Source organism: Campylobacter sp. P091 (genome assembly GCF_002138935.1).
Classification (GTDB): domain Bacteria; phylum Campylobacterota; class Campylobacteria; order Campylobacterales; family Campylobacteraceae; genus Campylobacter; species Campylobacter devanensis.
Map to the genome: position 1 here is coordinate 43,107 of NZ_MJKZ01000006.1, position 18,276 is coordinate 61,382.

General features: G+C 33.3%; 21 protein-coding genes and 1 pseudogene. 14 read left to right on the top strand and 8 right to left on the bottom strand.

Annotated features, from left to right (window positions below; genetic code table 11):
• The 8 genes from CIGNP91_RS06765 to CIGNP91_RS06800 all read right to left on the bottom strand — a co-directional run bounded on the left by CIGNP91_RS06765 (position 1) and on the right by CIGNP91_RS06800 (position 6,074).
• Positions 1–783: a ParA family protein gene (locus CIGNP91_RS06765; RefSeq protein WP_086225049.1), complete on the bottom strand. Its 783-nt coding sequence runs from the start codon at positions 781–783 to the stop codon at positions 1–3.
• Entirely contained in the window at positions 780–1,415 is a 636-nt protein-coding gene (locus tag CIGNP91_RS06770) for a biotin--[acetyl-CoA-carboxylase] ligase (protein ID WP_086226796.1), read from the bottom strand. Before CIGNP91_RS06770 ends, CIGNP91_RS06765 begins: the two co-directional genes overlap by 4 nt.
• On the bottom strand, positions 1,393–2,307 hold the full coding sequence (gene fmt, locus CIGNP91_RS06775) for a methionyl-tRNA formyltransferase (protein ID WP_086253733.1): 915 nt from the start codon (positions 2,305–2,307) through the stop codon (positions 1,393–1,395). Before fmt ends, CIGNP91_RS06770 begins: the two co-directional genes overlap by 23 nt.
• The gene (gene proB / locus CIGNP91_RS06780) at positions 2,304–3,068 is read right to left on the bottom strand and encodes a glutamate 5-kinase (RefSeq protein ID WP_086238930.1); all 765 of its coding nucleotides are present in this window, start codon (positions 3,066–3,068) and stop codon (positions 2,304–2,306) included. Before proB ends, fmt begins: the two co-directional genes overlap by 4 nt.
• Positions 3,069–3,136: 68 nt before the next feature.
• Entirely contained in the window at positions 3,137–4,177 is a 1,041-nt protein-coding gene (gene obgE, locus CIGNP91_RS06785) for a GTPase ObgE (RefSeq protein ID WP_086248660.1), read from the bottom strand.
• A gap of 74 nt (positions 4,178–4,251) precedes the next feature.
• Complete coding sequence (gene rpmA, locus CIGNP91_RS06790) at positions 4,252–4,509, bottom strand: 50S ribosomal protein L27 (RefSeq protein WP_038455086.1); 258 nt, start codon at positions 4,507–4,509, stop codon at positions 4,252–4,254.
• 12 nt (positions 4,510–4,521) lie between these two features.
• The gene (gene rplU, locus CIGNP91_RS06795) at positions 4,522–4,830 is read right to left on the bottom strand and encodes a 50S ribosomal protein L21 (RefSeq protein WP_086225044.1); all 309 of its coding nucleotides are present in this window, start codon (positions 4,828–4,830) and stop codon (positions 4,522–4,524) included.
• 176 nt (positions 4,831–5,006) lie between these two features.
• Entirely contained in the window at positions 5,007–6,074 is a 1,068-nt protein-coding gene (locus CIGNP91_RS06800; RefSeq protein WP_442861882.1) for a cytochrome-c peroxidase, read from the bottom strand.
• Between the two features lie 369 nt (positions 6,075–6,443).
• Between CIGNP91_RS06800 and CIGNP91_RS06805 the strand changes: the two genes are divergently transcribed.
• From CIGNP91_RS06805 to CIGNP91_RS08925, 14 genes and pseudogenes are all read left to right on the top strand, one after another.
• The gene (locus CIGNP91_RS06805) at positions 6,444–7,184 is read left to right on the top strand and encodes a thioredoxin domain-containing protein (protein ID WP_086226800.1); all 741 of its coding nucleotides are present in this window, start codon (positions 6,444–6,446) and stop codon (positions 7,182–7,184) included.
• Entirely contained in the window at positions 7,184–7,855 is a 672-nt protein-coding gene (gene pseF / locus CIGNP91_RS06810) for a pseudaminic acid cytidylyltransferase (RefSeq protein WP_179186963.1), read from the top strand. Before CIGNP91_RS06805 ends, pseF begins: the two co-directional genes overlap by 1 nt.
• A complete protein-coding gene (locus CIGNP91_RS06815) occupies positions 7,845–8,630 on the top strand; it encodes a sugar phosphate isomerase/epimerase family protein (RefSeq protein ID WP_086253735.1) in 786 nt (261 codons plus the stop codon). The genes pseF and CIGNP91_RS06815 overlap by 11 nt, the downstream gene beginning before the upstream one ends.
• Positions 8,631–8,977: 347 nt before the next feature.
• On the top strand, positions 8,978–9,403 hold the full coding sequence (gene exbB / locus CIGNP91_RS06820) for a TonB-system energizer ExbB (RefSeq protein WP_086225039.1): 426 nt from the start codon (positions 8,978–8,980) through the stop codon (positions 9,401–9,403).
• The gene (exbD, locus tag CIGNP91_RS06825; RefSeq protein ID WP_086225038.1) at positions 9,400–9,786 is read left to right on the top strand and encodes a TonB system transport protein ExbD; all 387 of its coding nucleotides are present in this window, start codon (positions 9,400–9,402) and stop codon (positions 9,784–9,786) included. Before exbB ends, exbD begins: the two co-directional genes overlap by 4 nt.
• Entirely contained in the window at positions 9,783–10,454 is a 672-nt protein-coding gene (locus CIGNP91_RS06830; protein WP_086246043.1) for a TonB family protein, read from the top strand. Before exbD ends, CIGNP91_RS06830 begins: the two co-directional genes overlap by 4 nt.
• 133 nt (positions 10,455–10,587) lie before the next feature.
• Positions 10,588–11,595: a pseudaminic acid synthase gene (gene pseI / locus CIGNP91_RS06835; RefSeq protein WP_086225036.1), complete on the top strand. Its 1,008-nt coding sequence runs from the start codon at positions 10,588–10,590 to the stop codon at positions 11,593–11,595.
• A 3-nt stretch (positions 11,596–11,598) separates the two neighbouring features.
• Complete coding sequence (gene neuB, locus CIGNP91_RS06840; protein WP_086229698.1) at positions 11,599–12,597, top strand: N-acetylneuraminate synthase; 999 nt, start codon at positions 11,599–11,601, stop codon at positions 12,595–12,597.
• Complete coding sequence (neuC, locus tag CIGNP91_RS06845) at positions 12,594–13,742, top strand: UDP-N-acetylglucosamine 2-epimerase (protein ID WP_086253736.1); 1,149 nt, start codon at positions 12,594–12,596, stop codon at positions 13,740–13,742. Before neuB ends, neuC begins: the two co-directional genes overlap by 4 nt.
• Positions 13,743–13,782: 40 nt before the next feature.
• On the top strand, positions 13,783–14,820 hold the full coding sequence (locus CIGNP91_RS06850) for a nucleotidyltransferase family protein (RefSeq protein WP_086253737.1): 1,038 nt from the start codon (positions 13,783–13,785) through the stop codon (positions 14,818–14,820).
• Positions 14,817–15,710: a Gfo/Idh/MocA family protein gene (locus CIGNP91_RS06855; RefSeq protein WP_086236039.1), complete on the top strand. Its 894-nt coding sequence runs from the start codon at positions 14,817–14,819 to the stop codon at positions 15,708–15,710. Before CIGNP91_RS06850 ends, CIGNP91_RS06855 begins: the two co-directional genes overlap by 4 nt.
• Complete coding sequence (locus tag CIGNP91_RS06860; protein ID WP_086225031.1) at positions 15,707–16,405, top strand: acylneuraminate cytidylyltransferase family protein; 699 nt, start codon at positions 15,707–15,709, stop codon at positions 16,403–16,405. The genes CIGNP91_RS06855 and CIGNP91_RS06860 overlap by 4 nt, the downstream gene beginning before the upstream one ends.
• Positions 16,398–17,132 (top strand): oxidoreductase, encoded by a 735-nt coding sequence (locus CIGNP91_RS06865; protein ID WP_086253738.1) that lies wholly within the window; start codon positions 16,398–16,400, stop codon positions 17,130–17,132. The genes CIGNP91_RS06860 and CIGNP91_RS06865 overlap by 8 nt, the downstream gene beginning before the upstream one ends.
• A gap of 298 nt (positions 17,133–17,430) precedes the next feature.
• Positions 17,431–18,237: pseudogene (locus tag CIGNP91_RS08925) on the top strand (nitrate- and nitrite sensing domain-containing protein); the annotation flags it as partial.
• Positions 18,238–18,276 lie beyond the last annotated feature (39 nt).

The window sequence follows — 18,276 nt, forward strand, 5'->3', positions numbered from 1 at the left end:
TTACCCCATTATCGAGTGAGCTAATTTTTGATAGGCTAAAGAGCCGCTAGATTTTATATCATATAAAATAACTGGCTTACCAAAGCTTGGACTCTCAGCTAATTTAACATTTCTAGGAATTATGACAAACCCATCTTCGCAGTTTTCAGCCTTAAATAGCTTATTACTAAAGTGTTTTTTCAAATCAGCAACCGTCTCTTTAGAGAGATTATTTTGCGAACTATACATCGTAGGCAAGAATCCTTTGATAGCTAATTTTGGATTTGTTGTCTCTTTTATCACTTTTACAGTGTTAAAAATCTGTGCTAAACCCTCCATAGCATAAAACTCGCATTGAATCGGAATAATAACGCTATCACTAGCAGTTAGTGCATTAATTGTTAAAATTCCAAGTGTTGGTGGGCTATCGATTATTATATAATCATAGCTATCACGGATGGTTGCTAGCTTGCTTTTTAAAATATTTTTATAGTCACGATTTTGCTCGTTAAATTCCTGCTCAATACCAACTAGCCCAATATTTGATGGGGCAATATCAAGCATTTGCAGCTCTGTTTTTAGTATTATTTCGCTGATATTTTTTCTACCAGTTAAAACATGATAGATATTAAATTCATAATCACTTCTTTTAAAGCCTAGCCCAGTCGTCGCATTAGCTTGCGGATCAATATCAAGTAGCAAAACTCTCTTCTCAGCCACAGCCAACGAAGCTGCTAAATTGACAGCTGTAGTAGTCTTTCCTACGCCACCTTTTTGGTTGGCAATGGTTATAACCTCACTCATCTTGCTGAATACACCCTTTTATTATTTATTATTATCGAGCCATCGCTTTGCAATGTAGCACCGCTTAGGCTCACTGGCTTCTCATCTATATGGACACAAAAATTCTTTGACAATCCAAATTCTATCAAATATTTGCTAAAAATTTGCTTCCATTGCGGCTTAGCATTTAAACTTTTAAAATACAAATCTAGTATAAAATCCCTACTAAGCTCTATATCTAGGCACTTAGCAAAGCTAGGAGCACTTTTTAAATTTAGCCCTATTCCACATACATATACGCTATTAATTTTTGTTGTAATAATACCTGCAATTTTATGCTCTCCTAGATAAATATCATTTGGCCATTTTAGCCATAATTTTGAGCCCTTTTCTCTAAGTGCCAAGACTAAAATATAGGCAAAATATATGCTTGCAGATACTGGCTCTAAGTCGCTTGGTAAATCCTTGGCATCTATTGCAAAGCTTAAGTATAAATTGCCTTTTGGGCTCTGCCAGTTATTTGCTCTACTTCCTATGCCATGACTTTGACAATCAGCCACTATAGCACACGGAGGATATTTTTTAAATGATTTTATATCTTCAATTAGTTTAGTTTGTGTCGATTGGCACTCACAAATATACTCTATCTCCAACACTTAGCCTTTTGCCATTTAAATAACTTTTTGCATCAACTGATTTTTTACCAGCTGCTTGTAGTGTTTTTATTAAAATACTTCCATTATTTACACCAACTACAAAACCATTATCATTAATGGATAAAATTTCACCAATTCCACCATTTAGATTTGCTACTTCTATATCTAAAATTTTTATTCCATTTTTAGTAAAAATCCCTGGCCATCCATAATATGCTAAAAATTTTGTCCAAATTTGACTAACACTATCAACACTAAAATCAACTAGACCATCATCTTTTTTTATCTTTTTACACTTTGAACTAAGAGCATCAAACTGCTTGATTGGATTGATATTTTCATACTCATTTAGTATTTTAATAGTCAAATTTGCAGCCATTATGCTTAACTTATCAAATAATTCATATGAGTTCATATTGGTAATATCAAGAATACTAAAGGCTAAAATATCACCGCTATCAAGCCCTTCATTCATTGCCATAGCTGCAACTCCGCTTAAACTATTTTTATCTAAAATAGCCGATTGTATAGGAGATGCACCACGATATGCTGGCAAAATAGATGCATGAAGATTCACGCAAGGCGCAATATCTAAAATTTCACGCGGTAGAATCTGTCCATAAGCTGCTACTATAATAATATCAGGATTTAGTGATTTAATATGCTCTTTAACTCCGCTCTCTTTTAAAGATTTTGGCTGATAAACTATATCATTAAGTCCTAAATCTATGGCTAGTTTTTTTACATCTGGTGGGGTAAGAGTTTGACTTCTACCTACTGGTTTATCAGGCTGAGTATAGATAGCAAGAATATTAAATTTAGCCTTATAAATCTCTTCTAAAATCTTACTAGCATAGCTTGGAGTTCCCATAAAAACTATATTTTTCATCTTTTACCTTTAAAAATTGTACCGCCAATTTGGTTTGAGTTTAACAAAAACTCTTTTGCTACACTAAGATCAAACCCGCTGGCTAAAAACATATCTTTGCCATTTTGCATTAAAAATTCAGCCGCTAATAGCTTTGTAGTAATTCCACCTGTGCCATGCTTTGAGCCTGTTTGCGAATTTTTAGTTAATTCAGATTGATCGATACTAGTTACTACTGATCTTATTGTAGCAGTTTTATCTAAACTTGGATCGGCTGTATAATAACCATCTATATCACTTAATATCACTAATAAATCAGCATCAAAATAGTACGCTACCGCACTTGATAATCTATCATTATCCCCATAAACTATCTCGCTAATTCCTGTAGAATCATTCTCATTTATAATTGGTAGAATTTTATTTTCAAGCAAGCCATTAATTACATTTTTAGCATGATTAGTAATTTTTCTAGAGTCAAAATCACCTGCTGTAAGCAAAATTTGAGCTGCCATTTTACCATATTTTGATAAGGTATTAGAGTATATTTCCATCAAATATGGTTGTCCAAGACTAGATAAAATTTGCTTATTTATAACACTTGTTCTTGGTAGATCAAATTTGGCTTGACCAGCGCTAATTGCTCCACTGCTAACTAAAATAACTTCAAATTTATTGCTTAAATCACTTAAAAATTTACAAAGATTGTCTATTCTACTTTGACTAATTGCATTCTCATCGCTTAAAACATGTGAGCCAACTTTTATAACTATGCGTTTCACTCTAGCCCTTTTTATAATTATTTAGGGCTAGAATTATATCTAAATTTATCTAAATTTATCACCTAATTTTAGGCTGTAGTATCATCTTTTAAAATCTCTAAAAGAGCGAATTTAAGCTCTTTTAAATTTTCTCCGCTAACGCTTGAAATTGGCATTACAAAATATGGAAGTGAAGTATCAATTTTATATCCACTTTGTTTTGTTTCAAAGCCAAATTTAGATATAAAATTTTGAACTTTTTCATCAATATCCTCAGCCACATCTGCTCTAGTAAGAGCAATGGCAAAACTTCGTTTAGCAAGTAAAGGTGAGAATTTTTCAACTTCAGATCTTAGAGTTTCAAACTGCTCTTCAAGGCTTCTATAGTTTGCTAAATCTATCATATATAGCAAAACTTTAGTTCTTTCGATATGTTTTAAAAACTTAATTCCAAGCCCTTTGCCATCACTAGCTCCTTCTATAATACCTGGAATATCAGCCATCACAAATCCATTGAATTGATCTACTTCAACCAATCCTAGCTTTGGTGTAAGCGTAGTAAATTCATAATTTGCAATTTGTGGTTTAGCATTTGATACAGCTGAGATTAAGGTAGATTTACCAACATTTGGAAAACCAACAAGACCAACATCGGCAATCAGCTTTAATTCAAGTCTAATATTCTTAGTCTCACCTGGAAGTCCTGGCTGAGCTTTTGAAGGTGCTTGATTTACGCTAGTTTTAAAATGAATATTGCCAAGACCGCCTTTGCCGCCAAGTAAAAATAACTCTTTTTGACCTTCAGTTGTAAGGTCTAGTAGCAACTCTCCACTATCATTATCATACACAGCAGTTCCTGGCGGTACAATTAATTCAAGGTTCTCACCCTTTTTACCAGTCATATTTCTTGGAAGTCCTGGTACGCCATTTGCAGCTTTTAAAACTCTTTTACCTTTGTAGTTTGCTAAAGTATGCGTATTATTATCAACTATAAAATATACATCACCGCCATTTCCGCCATCACCGCCATCTGGCCCACCTAGAGGAACATGCTTTTCACGGCGAAAACTAGCACAGCCTGGCCCACCTTTGCCACTACTTACAGTAAAACTTACACTATCTATAAACATTTTGGATATCCTTTATCTAAAGGCTATTTAAAGAATAAATTAATTAAAGAGAAAGCCCCGTTACGGAGCTTAAATTATGCAGCTGGATAGACAGAAACTTTTTTTCTATCTTTATCTTTTCTTTCGAATTTTACAAAGCCATCAACCAAAGCAAATATAGTATGATCTTTTCCCATACCTACATTGTTGCCTGGGTGAGTTGCTGTTCCTCTTTGGCGGATTATGATATTTCCGGCTCTTACGAACTCGCCACCGAATTTTTTAACACCTAAGCGGCGACCTATACTATCACGGTTATTTTGGGTTGAACCCTGACCTTTCTTGTGTGCCATACTTTACTCTCCTTAGGCTTTTATACTTGTAACTTTTACACGAGTGTATTCTCTTCTAAAACCGCGTTTTAATTTTGAGTCTTTTCTTCTGCGTTTTTTGTAGATAACAACTTTTTTGTCTTTACCTTCTCGTATAACTTCTAAAACAACTTTTGCACCACTCACAAACGGCGCACCTACCTTTAAACTGCCATCATTAACTGCTAAAACCTCAGTGATTTCAACAATTGATTTTGCTTCGGCTTCAAAATGATCTAAATTTAGGAAGTCGCCTTCGCTAACTTTATATTGTTTTGAGCCATGTTTGATAATCGCATACATCAAACTATCCTTTAAAATTTGGTAAGACCAAAAAGCACTCTTAAATAAAAATTTATTAAAGAGATTTATGGAGCTATTTTGGATATTAAGGCGTGATTATACTAAATTTATTATAAATTTTGACTAAATTTGGGGTGAAATTTGAATTTAGCCTACCGAGTTGGTAGGCTTTGAGATTATAGCTCTGGTTTTGGAGTAGCTTCTGTGCTTGCTGGGAATTGTGGATATACAACTTTTGGTTTTTCGCCTGTTAGAGCATTTAAGAAGTTAATAATGCTTTTTGCTTCAGCATCGCTGATTTCGATACCTAATTGGATACTTCCCATCTCTTTTACAGCTTCATCAAGTTTCCATATAGCACCATTGTGGAAGTATGGAGCAGTCTCTGCTACATTTCTTAGAGTTGGAGTTTTGACCATGCCATTTGCATCACCTTTAAAGTCGCCAACATTAGCAAATTTATATTTACCTGCTACTTCAAATGCTTGCATAGATCCACCTAGATTTACACCTGTGTGGCAAGTAACACAACCTTTGTCAATGAAAGTTTGTAGGCCTTGTTTTTCAGCTTTGTTTAGAGCTTTTAAGTCACCATTCATAAATTTATCAAATTTAGATGGAGTAAGAAGTGTTCTTTCGAAACTTGCGATCGCATCGGCGATATTATCAAATGTAATACCATCTTTATATATTTTTTTAAATTCAGCCTGATACTCTGGAAGTGAGCTTATTCTTTCTACAGCTAATTTAGCTGGAGTTGCCATTTCTGGTTCAGCTTCGATTGGGCCTTTGGCTTGATCTACTAAAGTCATAGCACGACCATCCCAAAATTGTGTTGTGTTTAGCACTGAGTTATAGACTGTTGGGCTATTTAGATGGTGCGGATTTACCGTCCATTTATGACCTACAGCAGCAGCGATACCATCAGTTCCGCCTAGACCTAGGTTGTGGCATGTATTACAGCTGATTATACCGCTTTTTGATAATCTTGGCTCAAAATATAACTTTTTACCGAGTTCGGCTTTTGCTTTTGTAAATTTATTTGGTTTTACGCCTATCTCGTTTAGCATCTCATCTACTTGAGCTTGTGTAGTTGGAAGTGCTTTTAAACCAGCATCTTTAGCAGCTTTTAAAAGATCAGCATCACTAGCAGCAAATAAAGATGTAGCAACTAATACAGAACTTAAAAGTAATCTACTTTTCACAATGAAACTCCTTACAAAATTTGGTTTGCGATTAGAAATATAATAATTGAAAGTAAATAAAAAATAGCGAATTTAAGCTAAAAATACTCTTTAAGTATTAATTATTTGTATGAAATATAAATTTTACTTATTTTAGTTAAGATAAATTTAATCTTTTTATATTGGTAAAATAGTGCTTAAAAGGTAGTGTTGACTCAATCATTTAAATATCTTTAACTAAATTTATAATAAAAATTTATAATAAAAAAATTAAATAAAATTGTAAAAATGTTACCATTGGTAAATTTTATCCTATTAAAATACCAAAATTTAGTATAAATTCTTAAAACCTTCCTTAAAATTGTTGATTTTTATTTAAAATTTAACCATATAATTTAGCTTAGCCATTTTAAACAAGGATACATTATAATGAAAAAAATTTTTATAAGCTCTTTGCTTAGTTCAAGCCTACTTTTTGGCGCACTTAGCGATGCTGAGATTTTACAAGTTTTTGAAGGTGGCGATGAAGAGCTAAAATACACAATCGACTCACGCAAAAATCTACCAAATACAAATTTTGAAGAGATCAAAATCAAAATGAGTGATGGTGAAAATAGCGCTTACATTGCACTTTATAGTGATGGGGCTTATATATTTCCTGATGTGATTGATATTAAAAATAAAATCAGCTATCTAGCAAATTTTGAAAACGCTCAAGCCAAAATCGCCATAGAAAACGCAACCAAAAAACTAGGCGAACTTATCAAATCAATACCAAAAGATAATATAATCTCAATTGGCAATGATAAAAACAAAGAGACAAAATATCTATTTACAGATCCAGATTGCCCATATTGTCGCCAGGATTTAGAGCTAATTGAAGCTAAACTAAAAAGCACAAATTTAAAAATAATCCTAGCACCAGTCTCAAACCACGGTATTCCTGCAATTAAAAAATCTATTGCGATACTAAACGAAGCAAAAAGTGCTAAAAATGATACCGCTAAAATAAAAATCCTAAGAAAATATTTTGCCCCAAATGCCAAAGAGCCTAAAATGATTAGCCAAGAAGAGATTGATAAGTTTAAAGCTCAAGTTGATAAAATCTTTACCACCGGTGCTGTACGTGGTGTGCCTATGCTAATTGATGCTAAAACACTAGGATTATAATGAACGCTTTAGCTATTATTACTGCTCGTGGTGGTTCAAAACGAATTCCACGCAAAAATATTAAAGAATTTATGGGAAAGCCTATGATCGCATACGCTATTGATGCGTGCAAAGATTCAGGGATTTTCGATGAGATTATGGTCTCAACTGATGATGATGAAATCGCAACTGTAGCAAGAGAGTTTGGTGCAAATGTACCATTTATGAGATCTTCTAAAAACTCAGATGATTATGCTACTACAAATGATGTATTAACTGAAGTTTTAGAGCAGTATCAAAAGCGTGGAATTAAACCTTCTGTGGTCTGTTGTGTTTATCCGTGCGTGCCATTTTTAGATGGAGAGATTTTACGCTTAGCTTATGATAAATTTAAATCAAGTGGCGCTGATGGACTTACTCCTGTTGTTAAATTTAGTTTTCCGATTCAAAGATCCTTTAGGATTAAAGATGGTTTTTTAGAGTATAGAGAGCCGCAAAATGCATCTAAAAGAAGTCAAGATTTAGAGCCTATGTATCATGATGTAGGAATGTTTTACTTTTACAAAGGCACAAAGCTAAATGGTAAAAATATAATTCCATATATAATAGATGAATCTGTAGCGCAAGATATCGATACAATGGAGGATTGGAAGATGGCAGAGATTAAATTTAAGGTAAAAAATGAGCTATAAAATTGGACTAAAGCTTTGGAGTTTAAATGAGAATTACATAGCACCAGCTAAAGAGCTTTATGAGTGTGGCGAGTATGATTATATCGAACTTTATACCGTGCCTAATAGCTTGCAAATGCTACCTTTGTGGAAAAATTTAGCTAAAGATTGCGGTGTTAAATTTGCCATTCATGCGCCACATTTTAGCAGTGGGCTAGATTTTTCAAATCCTAATAAACAGCGTTATAATCTAGAATTATGCGAACAAGTAAAACGCTATAGCGGCGAGCTAGAGGCCGTTTATACTGTATTTCATCCTGGAATTGGTGGAAGCATTGATGAGAGCGTGCGACAGATGAAAATGGTAAAAAATCTCAAATTTGCTATCGAAAATAAACCATATATCGTACCAATGGACAATGGAACCGCATTTTGCGTAGGGGCAGATTTTTTAAGTATTAAGCGAATTTTAGACGAAGTAGGATGTGAGTTTTGCCTTGATGCTGGACATGCGCTTTGTAGTGCAAACTATCAAGGATTAAATCCTTATGAGTATATTGCTAAATTAAACGAGCTAAATCCTAGAATTTATCATCTAAGCGATAACGATGAGAACGCAAAACTTGATGCACATATGCATTTTGGTGATGGGAGCATTGATTTAGCAAGGGTATTAAAGCTTTTGTGCGGCGGGGAATTTTTAGCAATTGAAACAATCAAGGATAGCAAAGATAATTTAGATGATTTTGCTAAGGATTGCTCAATTTTAAAATTGCTAATTAAAAATACTAAGTAATTTTAGAGTATTTTTAATAAATTTATTTTATTGCTAAATTTGAGATTAAAATTTCAATCTCAAATTTAACTCTAAATATAAATTTATCACTTAAATTAATAATATATCAAATTATTTAAATATTGTAAATTTAAAAACATAAAAATAATTATAATAAATTATTTAGCCATTAATGCCGTACTAATTTTCCAAAATCACATCTCAACTATGATAATAATTCTTAAGATTATGAAATCAAAAAGATATTTAATAATTTATATCAAATTTATTTCCTAATTTATGCTATTTTTATAATCTTAATTTAAAGTTAAATTGAGTATAATTATCAAAAAGATTTGGAGAATTATATGGAATTTTTAAAAGAATATATAGATTATATTATATTTGCTACCTTAGGAATTATGGCGTTTATAGCCTGCTGGTGCGTGATAGAAAGAGTGTTGTTCTTACGCAAAGTAGATATAAACAGCTACACTAGCCAAACCAAGCTTGATAATGCTCTAAGCTATAATCTTACAACACTATATATAATCTACTCAAACGCTCCATATGTAGGGCTTTTAGGAACTGTTATTGGTATTATGATTAGCTTTTATGATATGAGTATTTCAGCTACTATTGATGTCAAAAGTGTGGTTTTAGGCCTCTCGCTTGCGCTTAAGGCCACAGCCCTTGGCCTATTAGTTGCTATACCAAGTCTAATAGCTTATAATTATCTATTACGCTGGGTAAATCTAATCTCTAGTCAATACACAAATAAGGCGCAAAATTGATAAATTTACCTAAAAATGAAGGGCTAAATATAATCCCATTTATAGATATTATGCTTGTTGTTTTGGCTATGGTGCTTAGCATTTCTACATTTATTGCTAGCGGACAAATCAAAGTAGATCTTCCAAATGCTAGCTCAGCTCAACCGCTAGAATCCAAAGAAAAGCTAACCATCATAATCGACCAAAACGATAACTTTTATCTCAACGATACTATCATAGATATTAACGACCTTGAGGTTAAAATTGCCGCTACGCCAAAACAAACAGTAGTTGAATTAAAAAGCGACAAAGGTGCTAAATTTGATAGCTTTGTCAAAATTATTGATATTTTAAAGGTCAATAATCACCAAAATTTCTCAATCATTACGGAGAAAACACGATGATGCGAGCAATTTACTCAAGCAAAACCCAATCATTTTGCTTAACTAGTATGCTATTTATTCCATTTATTTGGTTTGGTCTAAATGCATTAAAACCAATCGTTCCAGCTATCACTACACAAAGCATTAGCCTAAATCAGATAGTCCAAATTCCAAAACCAGCTCCAGTGCAAACACCTAAATTTGAGACACCAAAACAAGTTCAAAAAATCGAACCAATCAAAACCCCAAAACCAGCTCCAGTCAAACCAAAGCCAACTCCAACTCCAAAACCAATGCCTATAGAATCTAAACCGGCTAAAAAAATAGAACAAACTACACAAGCAGCACAAACCACTCCAGTAGCACAAGCCCAACCAGTAGAACAAATACAAACATATAATATAACTAGTGCTACACCAGATCCATTTTTAGCAGCGATAAAATCAGCTATAAATGATAATCACATATACCCACGCACCGCTAAAAGACTAAGACAACAAGGCAATGTATTAGTTGAGTTTATATGGACAAAAGATATGGAGTTAAAAGGGTTAAAAATTCTAAAATCTTCCCAGCACAAAGCTCTAAACGAAGCTGCACTAGCTACAATAACAGCAGCGGCTAAAAGTTTTCCAAAACACGATAAAACCGTTCAAATTCAAATCCCGCTAGTTTATAAAATAAACTAAAAACTACTAAATTTGCTCATCTTGTCTTTGGGCGATTTGGATTTGGATTAAAAATTTAGATTAAATTTCTACATTTGTAGCTATATTTTGACCTTTTTTAGATACAATCTATAAAATCAAATTTGGAGTTATCATGAATCCATTTGTTATAGCTGAGATGTCGGCTAATCACTGCGGGGATAAAGATTTAGCATTTAAAATTATCAAAGCTGCCAAAGAGTGCGGCGCTGATGCTATTAAAGTTCAAACATACACAGCAGATACTATTACGATTGATTGCCGTGATGAGATATTTATGACTAGAGATGATGGACTTTGGGCCGGACAAAGCCTTTATGAATTATACCAAAAGGCCTACACGCCGTGGCAATGGCAGGCTGATTTAAAAGCTTATGCTGATGAGATTGGGATTGAGTTTTTTAGCACACCGTTTGATTTTAGCGCAGTTGATTTTTTAGAAAGCATCAATGTCAGTCGCTATAAAATAGCCTCTTTTGAAGCGATGGATTATCCACTTATTCGATATGCTGCAAAGCATAAAAAGCCAATGATAATATCTACTGGAGTTAGCACAATTGATGAAATTTACGAGGCAATTGACGCATGCAAAAGTGTTGGTAATCACGATATTACAATTCTAAAATGTACCTCTAACTACCCAGCTCAAATAGAAGATATGAATATTGCAACTATCTCTGATATGATGGCTAGATTTGCTCCACTTGGTGTAAAGGTTGGGCTAAGCGATCACTCAATGAGCTTAGAAGTACCAATCACTGCTGTGGCTCTTGGAGCTAGTGTGATTGAAAAGCACTTTACTCTTGATAGAGCCTTAGGTGGAGAAGATAGCGGATTTTCGCTAAACAAAGATGAATTTAGCGCAATGGCTCAAGCGGTTAAAAATGCATATAAAGCCCTTGGTAAGGTTGATTATAGCTTTAGCGAGCAAAATCGTAAATATGCTAGATCGCTTTTTGTAACAAAAGATATTAAAAAAGGAGAAATTTTAACCCCTGAAAATATCCGCTCTATTCGCCCAGCTCAAGGTCTTCACCCACGATATTATGAACAAGCCATTGGCAAAAAAGCTACAAAAGATCTTAAATTTGCTAAGCCTTTAGAACTTAGCGACTTTGAGTAAGCTATGCAAAAAGTCTATATAATAGCAGAAGCTGGAGTAAATCACAATGGAGATTTAAACACAGCTAAAAAATTAATAGATGAAGCTAAAAAGGCCGGTGCTGATGCTGTTAAATTTCAAACCTTTAAAGCTGAAAATTTAGCTAGTAAAACTGCTTTAAAGGCAACCTATCAAAAACAAACTACAGATTCTAAACAAAGCCAATATGAGATGCTAAAGGCTCTTGAGCTAAGTATTAAATCCCATACTAAACTAATAGAGCATACCAAAAATATTGGAATTGAGTTTTTATCTACTCCATTTGATATTGATTCAGCAAATTTACTTTTTGAGCTTGGTCTGAGCAAATTTAAAATCCCAAGTGGCGAACTAACAAATCTACCACTACTTCGTACTATTGCTAAATTTAAAAAACCAATAATTTTATCAACTGGGATGGCTACAATGGCTGAGATTTGGGATGCTTTTAATATTCTTACTACCAATGTAGCACTAGAAGATATCACGATTTTGCATGCAAATACTGAATATCCTACACCTTTTTGCGATGTTAATTTAAAAGCAATGGTTAGTATTGGAGCTGAATTTGGAGTTAAATTTGGCTATAGTGATCACACATTAGGAATTGCTGTGCCAATTGCAGCGGTTGCACTTGGGGCAAGTGTGATTGAAAAGCACTTTACCCTAGATAAGACTCAGCCAGGCCCAGATCACAAGGCTAGTTTAGAACCAAACGAATTAGCTCAAATGGTAGCTGGAATTCGAGCAATTGAGCTAGCACTAGGAGATGGAATCAAAAGCCCAAGCCCAAGCGAGATAAAAAATATAAACATTGCTAGAAAGTCTATTGTAGCTAAATTTGATATTAAAAAAGGTGAAATTTTTACCGATGATAATATCACTACAAAACGTACCACGCCAGCAGGAATTAGCCCAATGAAATGGGATGAAATAATAGGAACTCCAGCACAAAAAAATTATAAAAAAGATGAGATAATATGAGAAAAATATGCGTAATAACTGGATCAAGAGCTGAATATGGTCTGCTTTATTGGCTGATTAAAGAGCTTAGCATCAGCAAAAGTCTGCAACTTCAATTAATTGTAACAGGTAGTCATTTGCGAAGCGATTTTGGCAATACATATTTACAAATTCAAGATGAGTTTAATATCAATAAAAAGGTTAATATTTTAAATTTTGCCAATGATGCTCTTGGTGTATGCAAATCTATGGGAGTAGCTACTAGCGAGATTGGCAAAGCCTTAAGCGAACTAGCTCCTGATATTGTTGTGGTTTTAGGCGATAGATATGAGATATTTTGCGCAGCATCTGCGGCTCTAGTATTAGGTATTCCAATAGCTCACATTCACGGTGGGGAACTCAGCGCTGGAGCTATTGATGAGTCATTTAGGCATAGCATTACAAAGATGTCGCATATCCATTTTACTGCAAATAAAGAGTATGCTAAAAGAGTAGCTCAATTAGGCGAAGATCCTAAATTTATCTTTAATGTTGGCGGTATGGGAATTGAAAATATAAAAAGGCTAAAGCTATTAAATAAAGCCAAATTTCAAGACTCAATTAAATTTAATCTAAATAAAAAAAATATCCTAGTAACCTACCATCCACTTACTACTCAAACAGATAATAAAAAAGATTTTAAAGAGATTTTAAAAGCACTAAATGAACTAAAAGATACAAATATAATTTTTACAAAAGCTAATAGTGATGCTGGTGGAATAGCTATAAATAAAATGATAGATGAATATGTCAAATCTCGCCCTAATTGTATCGCCTTTGCATCCCTTGGAAGCCTAAGATATCTAAGCGCACTTAAGCATGTAGATATAATTTTAGGTAATAGCTCTAGCGGACTTTTAGAAGCCCCTAGTATGGGAGTTGCAACCATAAATATAGGCCCAAGACAAGATGGTAGACTAAAAGCACCAAGCATCATAGATATCAAGCCCATAAAGGCGCAAATTTTAAAAGCAATAAAACTTGCCTATAGTCCAAAATTTCAAAAAATAGTCCAGAAAAAACAAAATCCATATGGCAACTCAAAGCCTAGTAAAACCATAATCAAAGTTCTAAAAAATATAAATTTAAAAGATATCACAATCAAAAGATTTAAGGATTTGGTATGACTTTAAATTGGGGGGGGTTCTACCCCAAAAAGGCCACAATATGAATATAAACTCTCTAAAGCTAAGCCCAACTAGCAGTATAAAAGAGGCTCTTAAAATAATCGATAGTGGCGCACTCCAAATGGCGCTAGTTGTAAATAGCGATGGCAAACTTTTAGGTACAATTAGTGATGGTGATATTAGGCGAGGATTATTAAGCTCAATGGAGCTAACTCAAAGCATTGAATCCATATACTATCGCACGCCTATAGTTGCGCACTCGTTGCATGTCTCTCCAGATATCATTGCTAAAGCCAAAGCTAAAAATATACGCTACATTCCAATTATCGATGAAAATGATATCGCAACTGCTATTGTTAATATTTATGAACCAAACTTTAAAAAATCAAACCAGGTTATATTAATGGCTGGCGGATTAGGCACAAGGCTTCGCCCACTAACTAATCAAATTCCAAAGCCAATGCTTCATGTAGGTCCAAAACCAATTCTACAAACAATCATAGAAAGCTTTCTTGCAAATGGGTATAGCGATTTTACTATTTGTGTCAATTACAAGGCTGAGATTATTACAAACTACTTTGGCGATGGAAAGAAATTTGGTGTAAACATAAACTATGTTTTTGAAGATAAACGCCTTGGTACAGCTGGGGCGCTAAGCTTGATAAATCCACCAAAAGATGATTTTTTTGTAATGAATGGCGACCTGCTAACAAATACTGATTTTACTAAACTTCACGACTATCATACAGCTCACAAATCTGTTGCTACAATGTGTGTGCGAGAATATGAGATGCAAGTGCCATATGGAGTGGTAAATTTAGATGATAATACTATCAAATCTATCACTGAAAAGCCACGCCAAAAATTCTATGTAAGTGCTGGAATCTATATGTTAAACCCACAAATTCTAAATTTTATTCCAAAAAATGAGTATCTAGATATGCCAGATCTTTTTAACTCTTTAGCTACTAAGAATCAAAATCCAAAAGCTTATCTAATTAATGAAGAGTGGCTAGATATAGGCAGAATCGAAGAGTATAACCTGGCAAATGAGCTTTATAGTGAGATTTTCTCATGAGAGCGCTTATACTTTCTATGGGGTCAATTGGCCGCCGCCACGCTGATGTTTTGCGCTCATTAGGATTTGATATTAGTGCCATTTCATCACAAAAAATTATTGATATAAAATGTTATAAAGAGCTTGAAACAGTAGATATAAATCAGTTTGATTACTTTATCATTGCCTCGCCTACATATTTGCATTTTAAACATTTAAGCTATATTGATTTAAATGTCTGTAATAAAATAATACTTTGCGAAAAGCCATTATTTGATAAATTTAGAGATTTTAATCCAAACAATAAGATTTTTATTGGGTATAATCTGCGTTTTCATCCACTAATTTTAGAGCTAAAAAATATGCTAAACCCAAGCGATATTTTAACTATTGAAGCTCGCTGCGGTCAATATTTGCCATCATGGCGAAAACGAAAATATACTAGCTCTTATAGCGCTAAAAAGGAGCTTGGCGGAGGCGTTTTGTTAGATCTTAGTCATGAGATTGATTATCTTAGCTTTTTATGCGATTCTAAATTAGAATTGATTAAATCTTATCAAGCCAAAGTATCAAATTTAAATATCACTAGCGATGATATTTGTATGATTTTAGCTAAATGCAATAAGACTTTAATAAATATCAGCCTAAATTATCTAAGCAAAACACCATATCGTCAAATTTTAATTGAGACAAATAATAATACCTATCATCTTGACCTCATCGCAAATATACTTAAAATAGTAGATCAAGATGGAAAAATCACTCAAATACAAAAACCAAATTTACAAAGAAACGATACTTTCAAAGCGATGCATATAGATGCTTTAAATATGCAAAATCATATATGTACATTTTCTCAAGCTATGGATACAATGCGACTAATAGATCAAATTCAAAAGGAAAATATATGAGCAATATACTATGTACCATTTGCGCTAGAGGCGGTAGCAAAGGTGTAAAAAATAAAAATATCCGCCCAATTGCTGGTCTTCCGCTCATTGCTCACACTATAAATCAAGCCAAAGAGTGCGGTTTATTTAAACATATTGTAATTAGTACTGATAGCGATGAGATAGCCTCTACAGCACAAAAATATGGAGCGGAGGTCTTTTTTAAACGAGATAGCGCTTTAGCTAGTGATACTGCTGGCAAACTAGCTGTAATCCGTGATGCCTTACTAAAAAGTCAAGAGTATTATAAACATAAATTTGATTATATTATAGACCTTGATGCTACATCTCCTTTGCGTCTATCTAGCGATATTAATATGGCTTTTGAGCAGTTTATACAAGATGATAATGATATTCTTATTACTGCTACGCCAAGTCGTAGAAGTCCATACTTTAATCTAATAGAAAAAATAGATGGCAAGATAAATCTTAGCAAAACTCTACCAAATCAAATTTTACGCCGTCAAGATGCTCCGGCTACATATGATATGAACGCTTCAATTTATATATGGAAATCTTTAGTTTTATTAAATAACGATACCTTGTTTTTACCTAAAACTGGACTATATGTAATGCCTGCAAATCGCAGCATTGATATAGATGATGAGCTTGATTTTATGATAGTAGAGCATATTTTAAGGAGTAAAAATGCTTAAAGATAAAGTAGTTATAATAATTGGCGGTTCAGGATTAATCGGCAAAGCCTTTGTAAAATCAGCTATACAAAATCACGCTACAGTAATCAACGCAGATATAAATCAGCCAAACACAAAACTAGATTGTGAGTTTATCCATACTGATATAACTAATAAAAGCTCACTTGATAATCTAATAGAATTAACCAGTCAAAAATATGGCAAAATAGACGCTGTGGTAAATTCAGCCTATCCAAGAACAAAAAGCTTTTCTAACCACTTTTTTGATGTAGAGTATGAGGATTTTTGCACTAATACCAATCTTCAACTTGGTGGAGCGTTTTTGGTTATGCAAAGATTTGCTAAATTTTTTAAATCACAAGGATATGGCAATATAATCACACTCTCATCTATTCAAGGTGTAGTAGCACCTAAATTTCAAACCTATAAAAATACACAGATGAGTTCTCCGGTAGCCTATAGCGCTATTAAATCTGGAGTTATTCATCTAAGTCGCTACCTAGCTAAATATCTAAAAGGGGATAATATTAGAGTCAATTGCATAAGTCCAGGTGGAATACTAGATAACCAAAATGAGATATTTCTAAGTCAATACAAAGATGTCTGTCTAAATAAAGGTATGTTAGACCCAGATGATATCTGCGGGGCTTTAATATTTTTACTTAGCGATTATAGCCAGTTTATTAATGGACAAAATATAATCGTAGATGATGGATTTTGCTTATAATCTTAGTAGAGTAAAAATTTTGGCGTAGTAATCTATGCCAAAATCTAAGCAGCATCAAAGCCAAGTGATACTAACTATCAATAATAATTATATAATAATACAATCAAACTCCAAATTCTCTCATAAAAATAAATTTTTTAATCTCAAATCCCAACTTTTAATCTAAAAATAATTTATTATTAGTAAAATATCAGACGAATTAATTCATATTTTGAAAGGATAAAATATGTCGATATTTGACAATTTCAAGATTAAGAATAAGATGCTTATTCTCATCGTCATTCCGCTCATCGTCGCTATGATCATAGCTGGCAATCTCATCAATAAAGAGTATGATACCTATAAACGCACTCAATTACTTGAAGATGGAATCTTGCTCTCATCTCAAATTTCACTTGTAATACATGAACTACAAAAAGAAAGAGGTTCATCATCAGGATATCTAGGTAGTAAAAGTGAGGATTTTAAAAAAATTCTACTAAATCAACGCCAACTAAGCGATAAAGAGATAAATAAGCTTAATGAAAATCTATCTAAATTTGAAATAGATGCATATCCAGTTGAGCTTAGGGACTCTATAAAAGATACAATAAATGCGCTAAATAATATCCAATCTATAAGAAGAGGTGTAGATAATTTTAGCGTTAAAGTAGGAGATGTTTTAGGATACTATACAAATACTATCTCAAAACTAATCAATAATATAGTAGTAATCTCTAATATCTCAAACAACTACAAAATAATCCGCTCTTTAACTGCATTTGTAAGCTTTATAAATGCTAAAGAGAATGCCGGTCAAGAAAGAGCAGTCTTATCAAATACATTCTCAGCTGATAAATTCGGCGATGGAATTTATAACAAATTTATCGCATTAGTTGTAGCTCAAAATCTATATACAGAAGAGTTTAAAAAATATGTAGACCCTGAGGAGCTAATCAATTACAACAATATAACTAGTGGAAACAAAGATTTTCAAGAAGTTGAGCGTATGAGAGCTGTGGCGATGAAAAATGCATTTACTGGCGGATTTGAGACTAGTGGTACATACTGGTTTGCTACTATTACCAAAAAGATTGATATCTTAAAACAGATAGAAGATAGACTAGCAGCTAGATTGATTCAAGACATAGACCAGATAAGACAA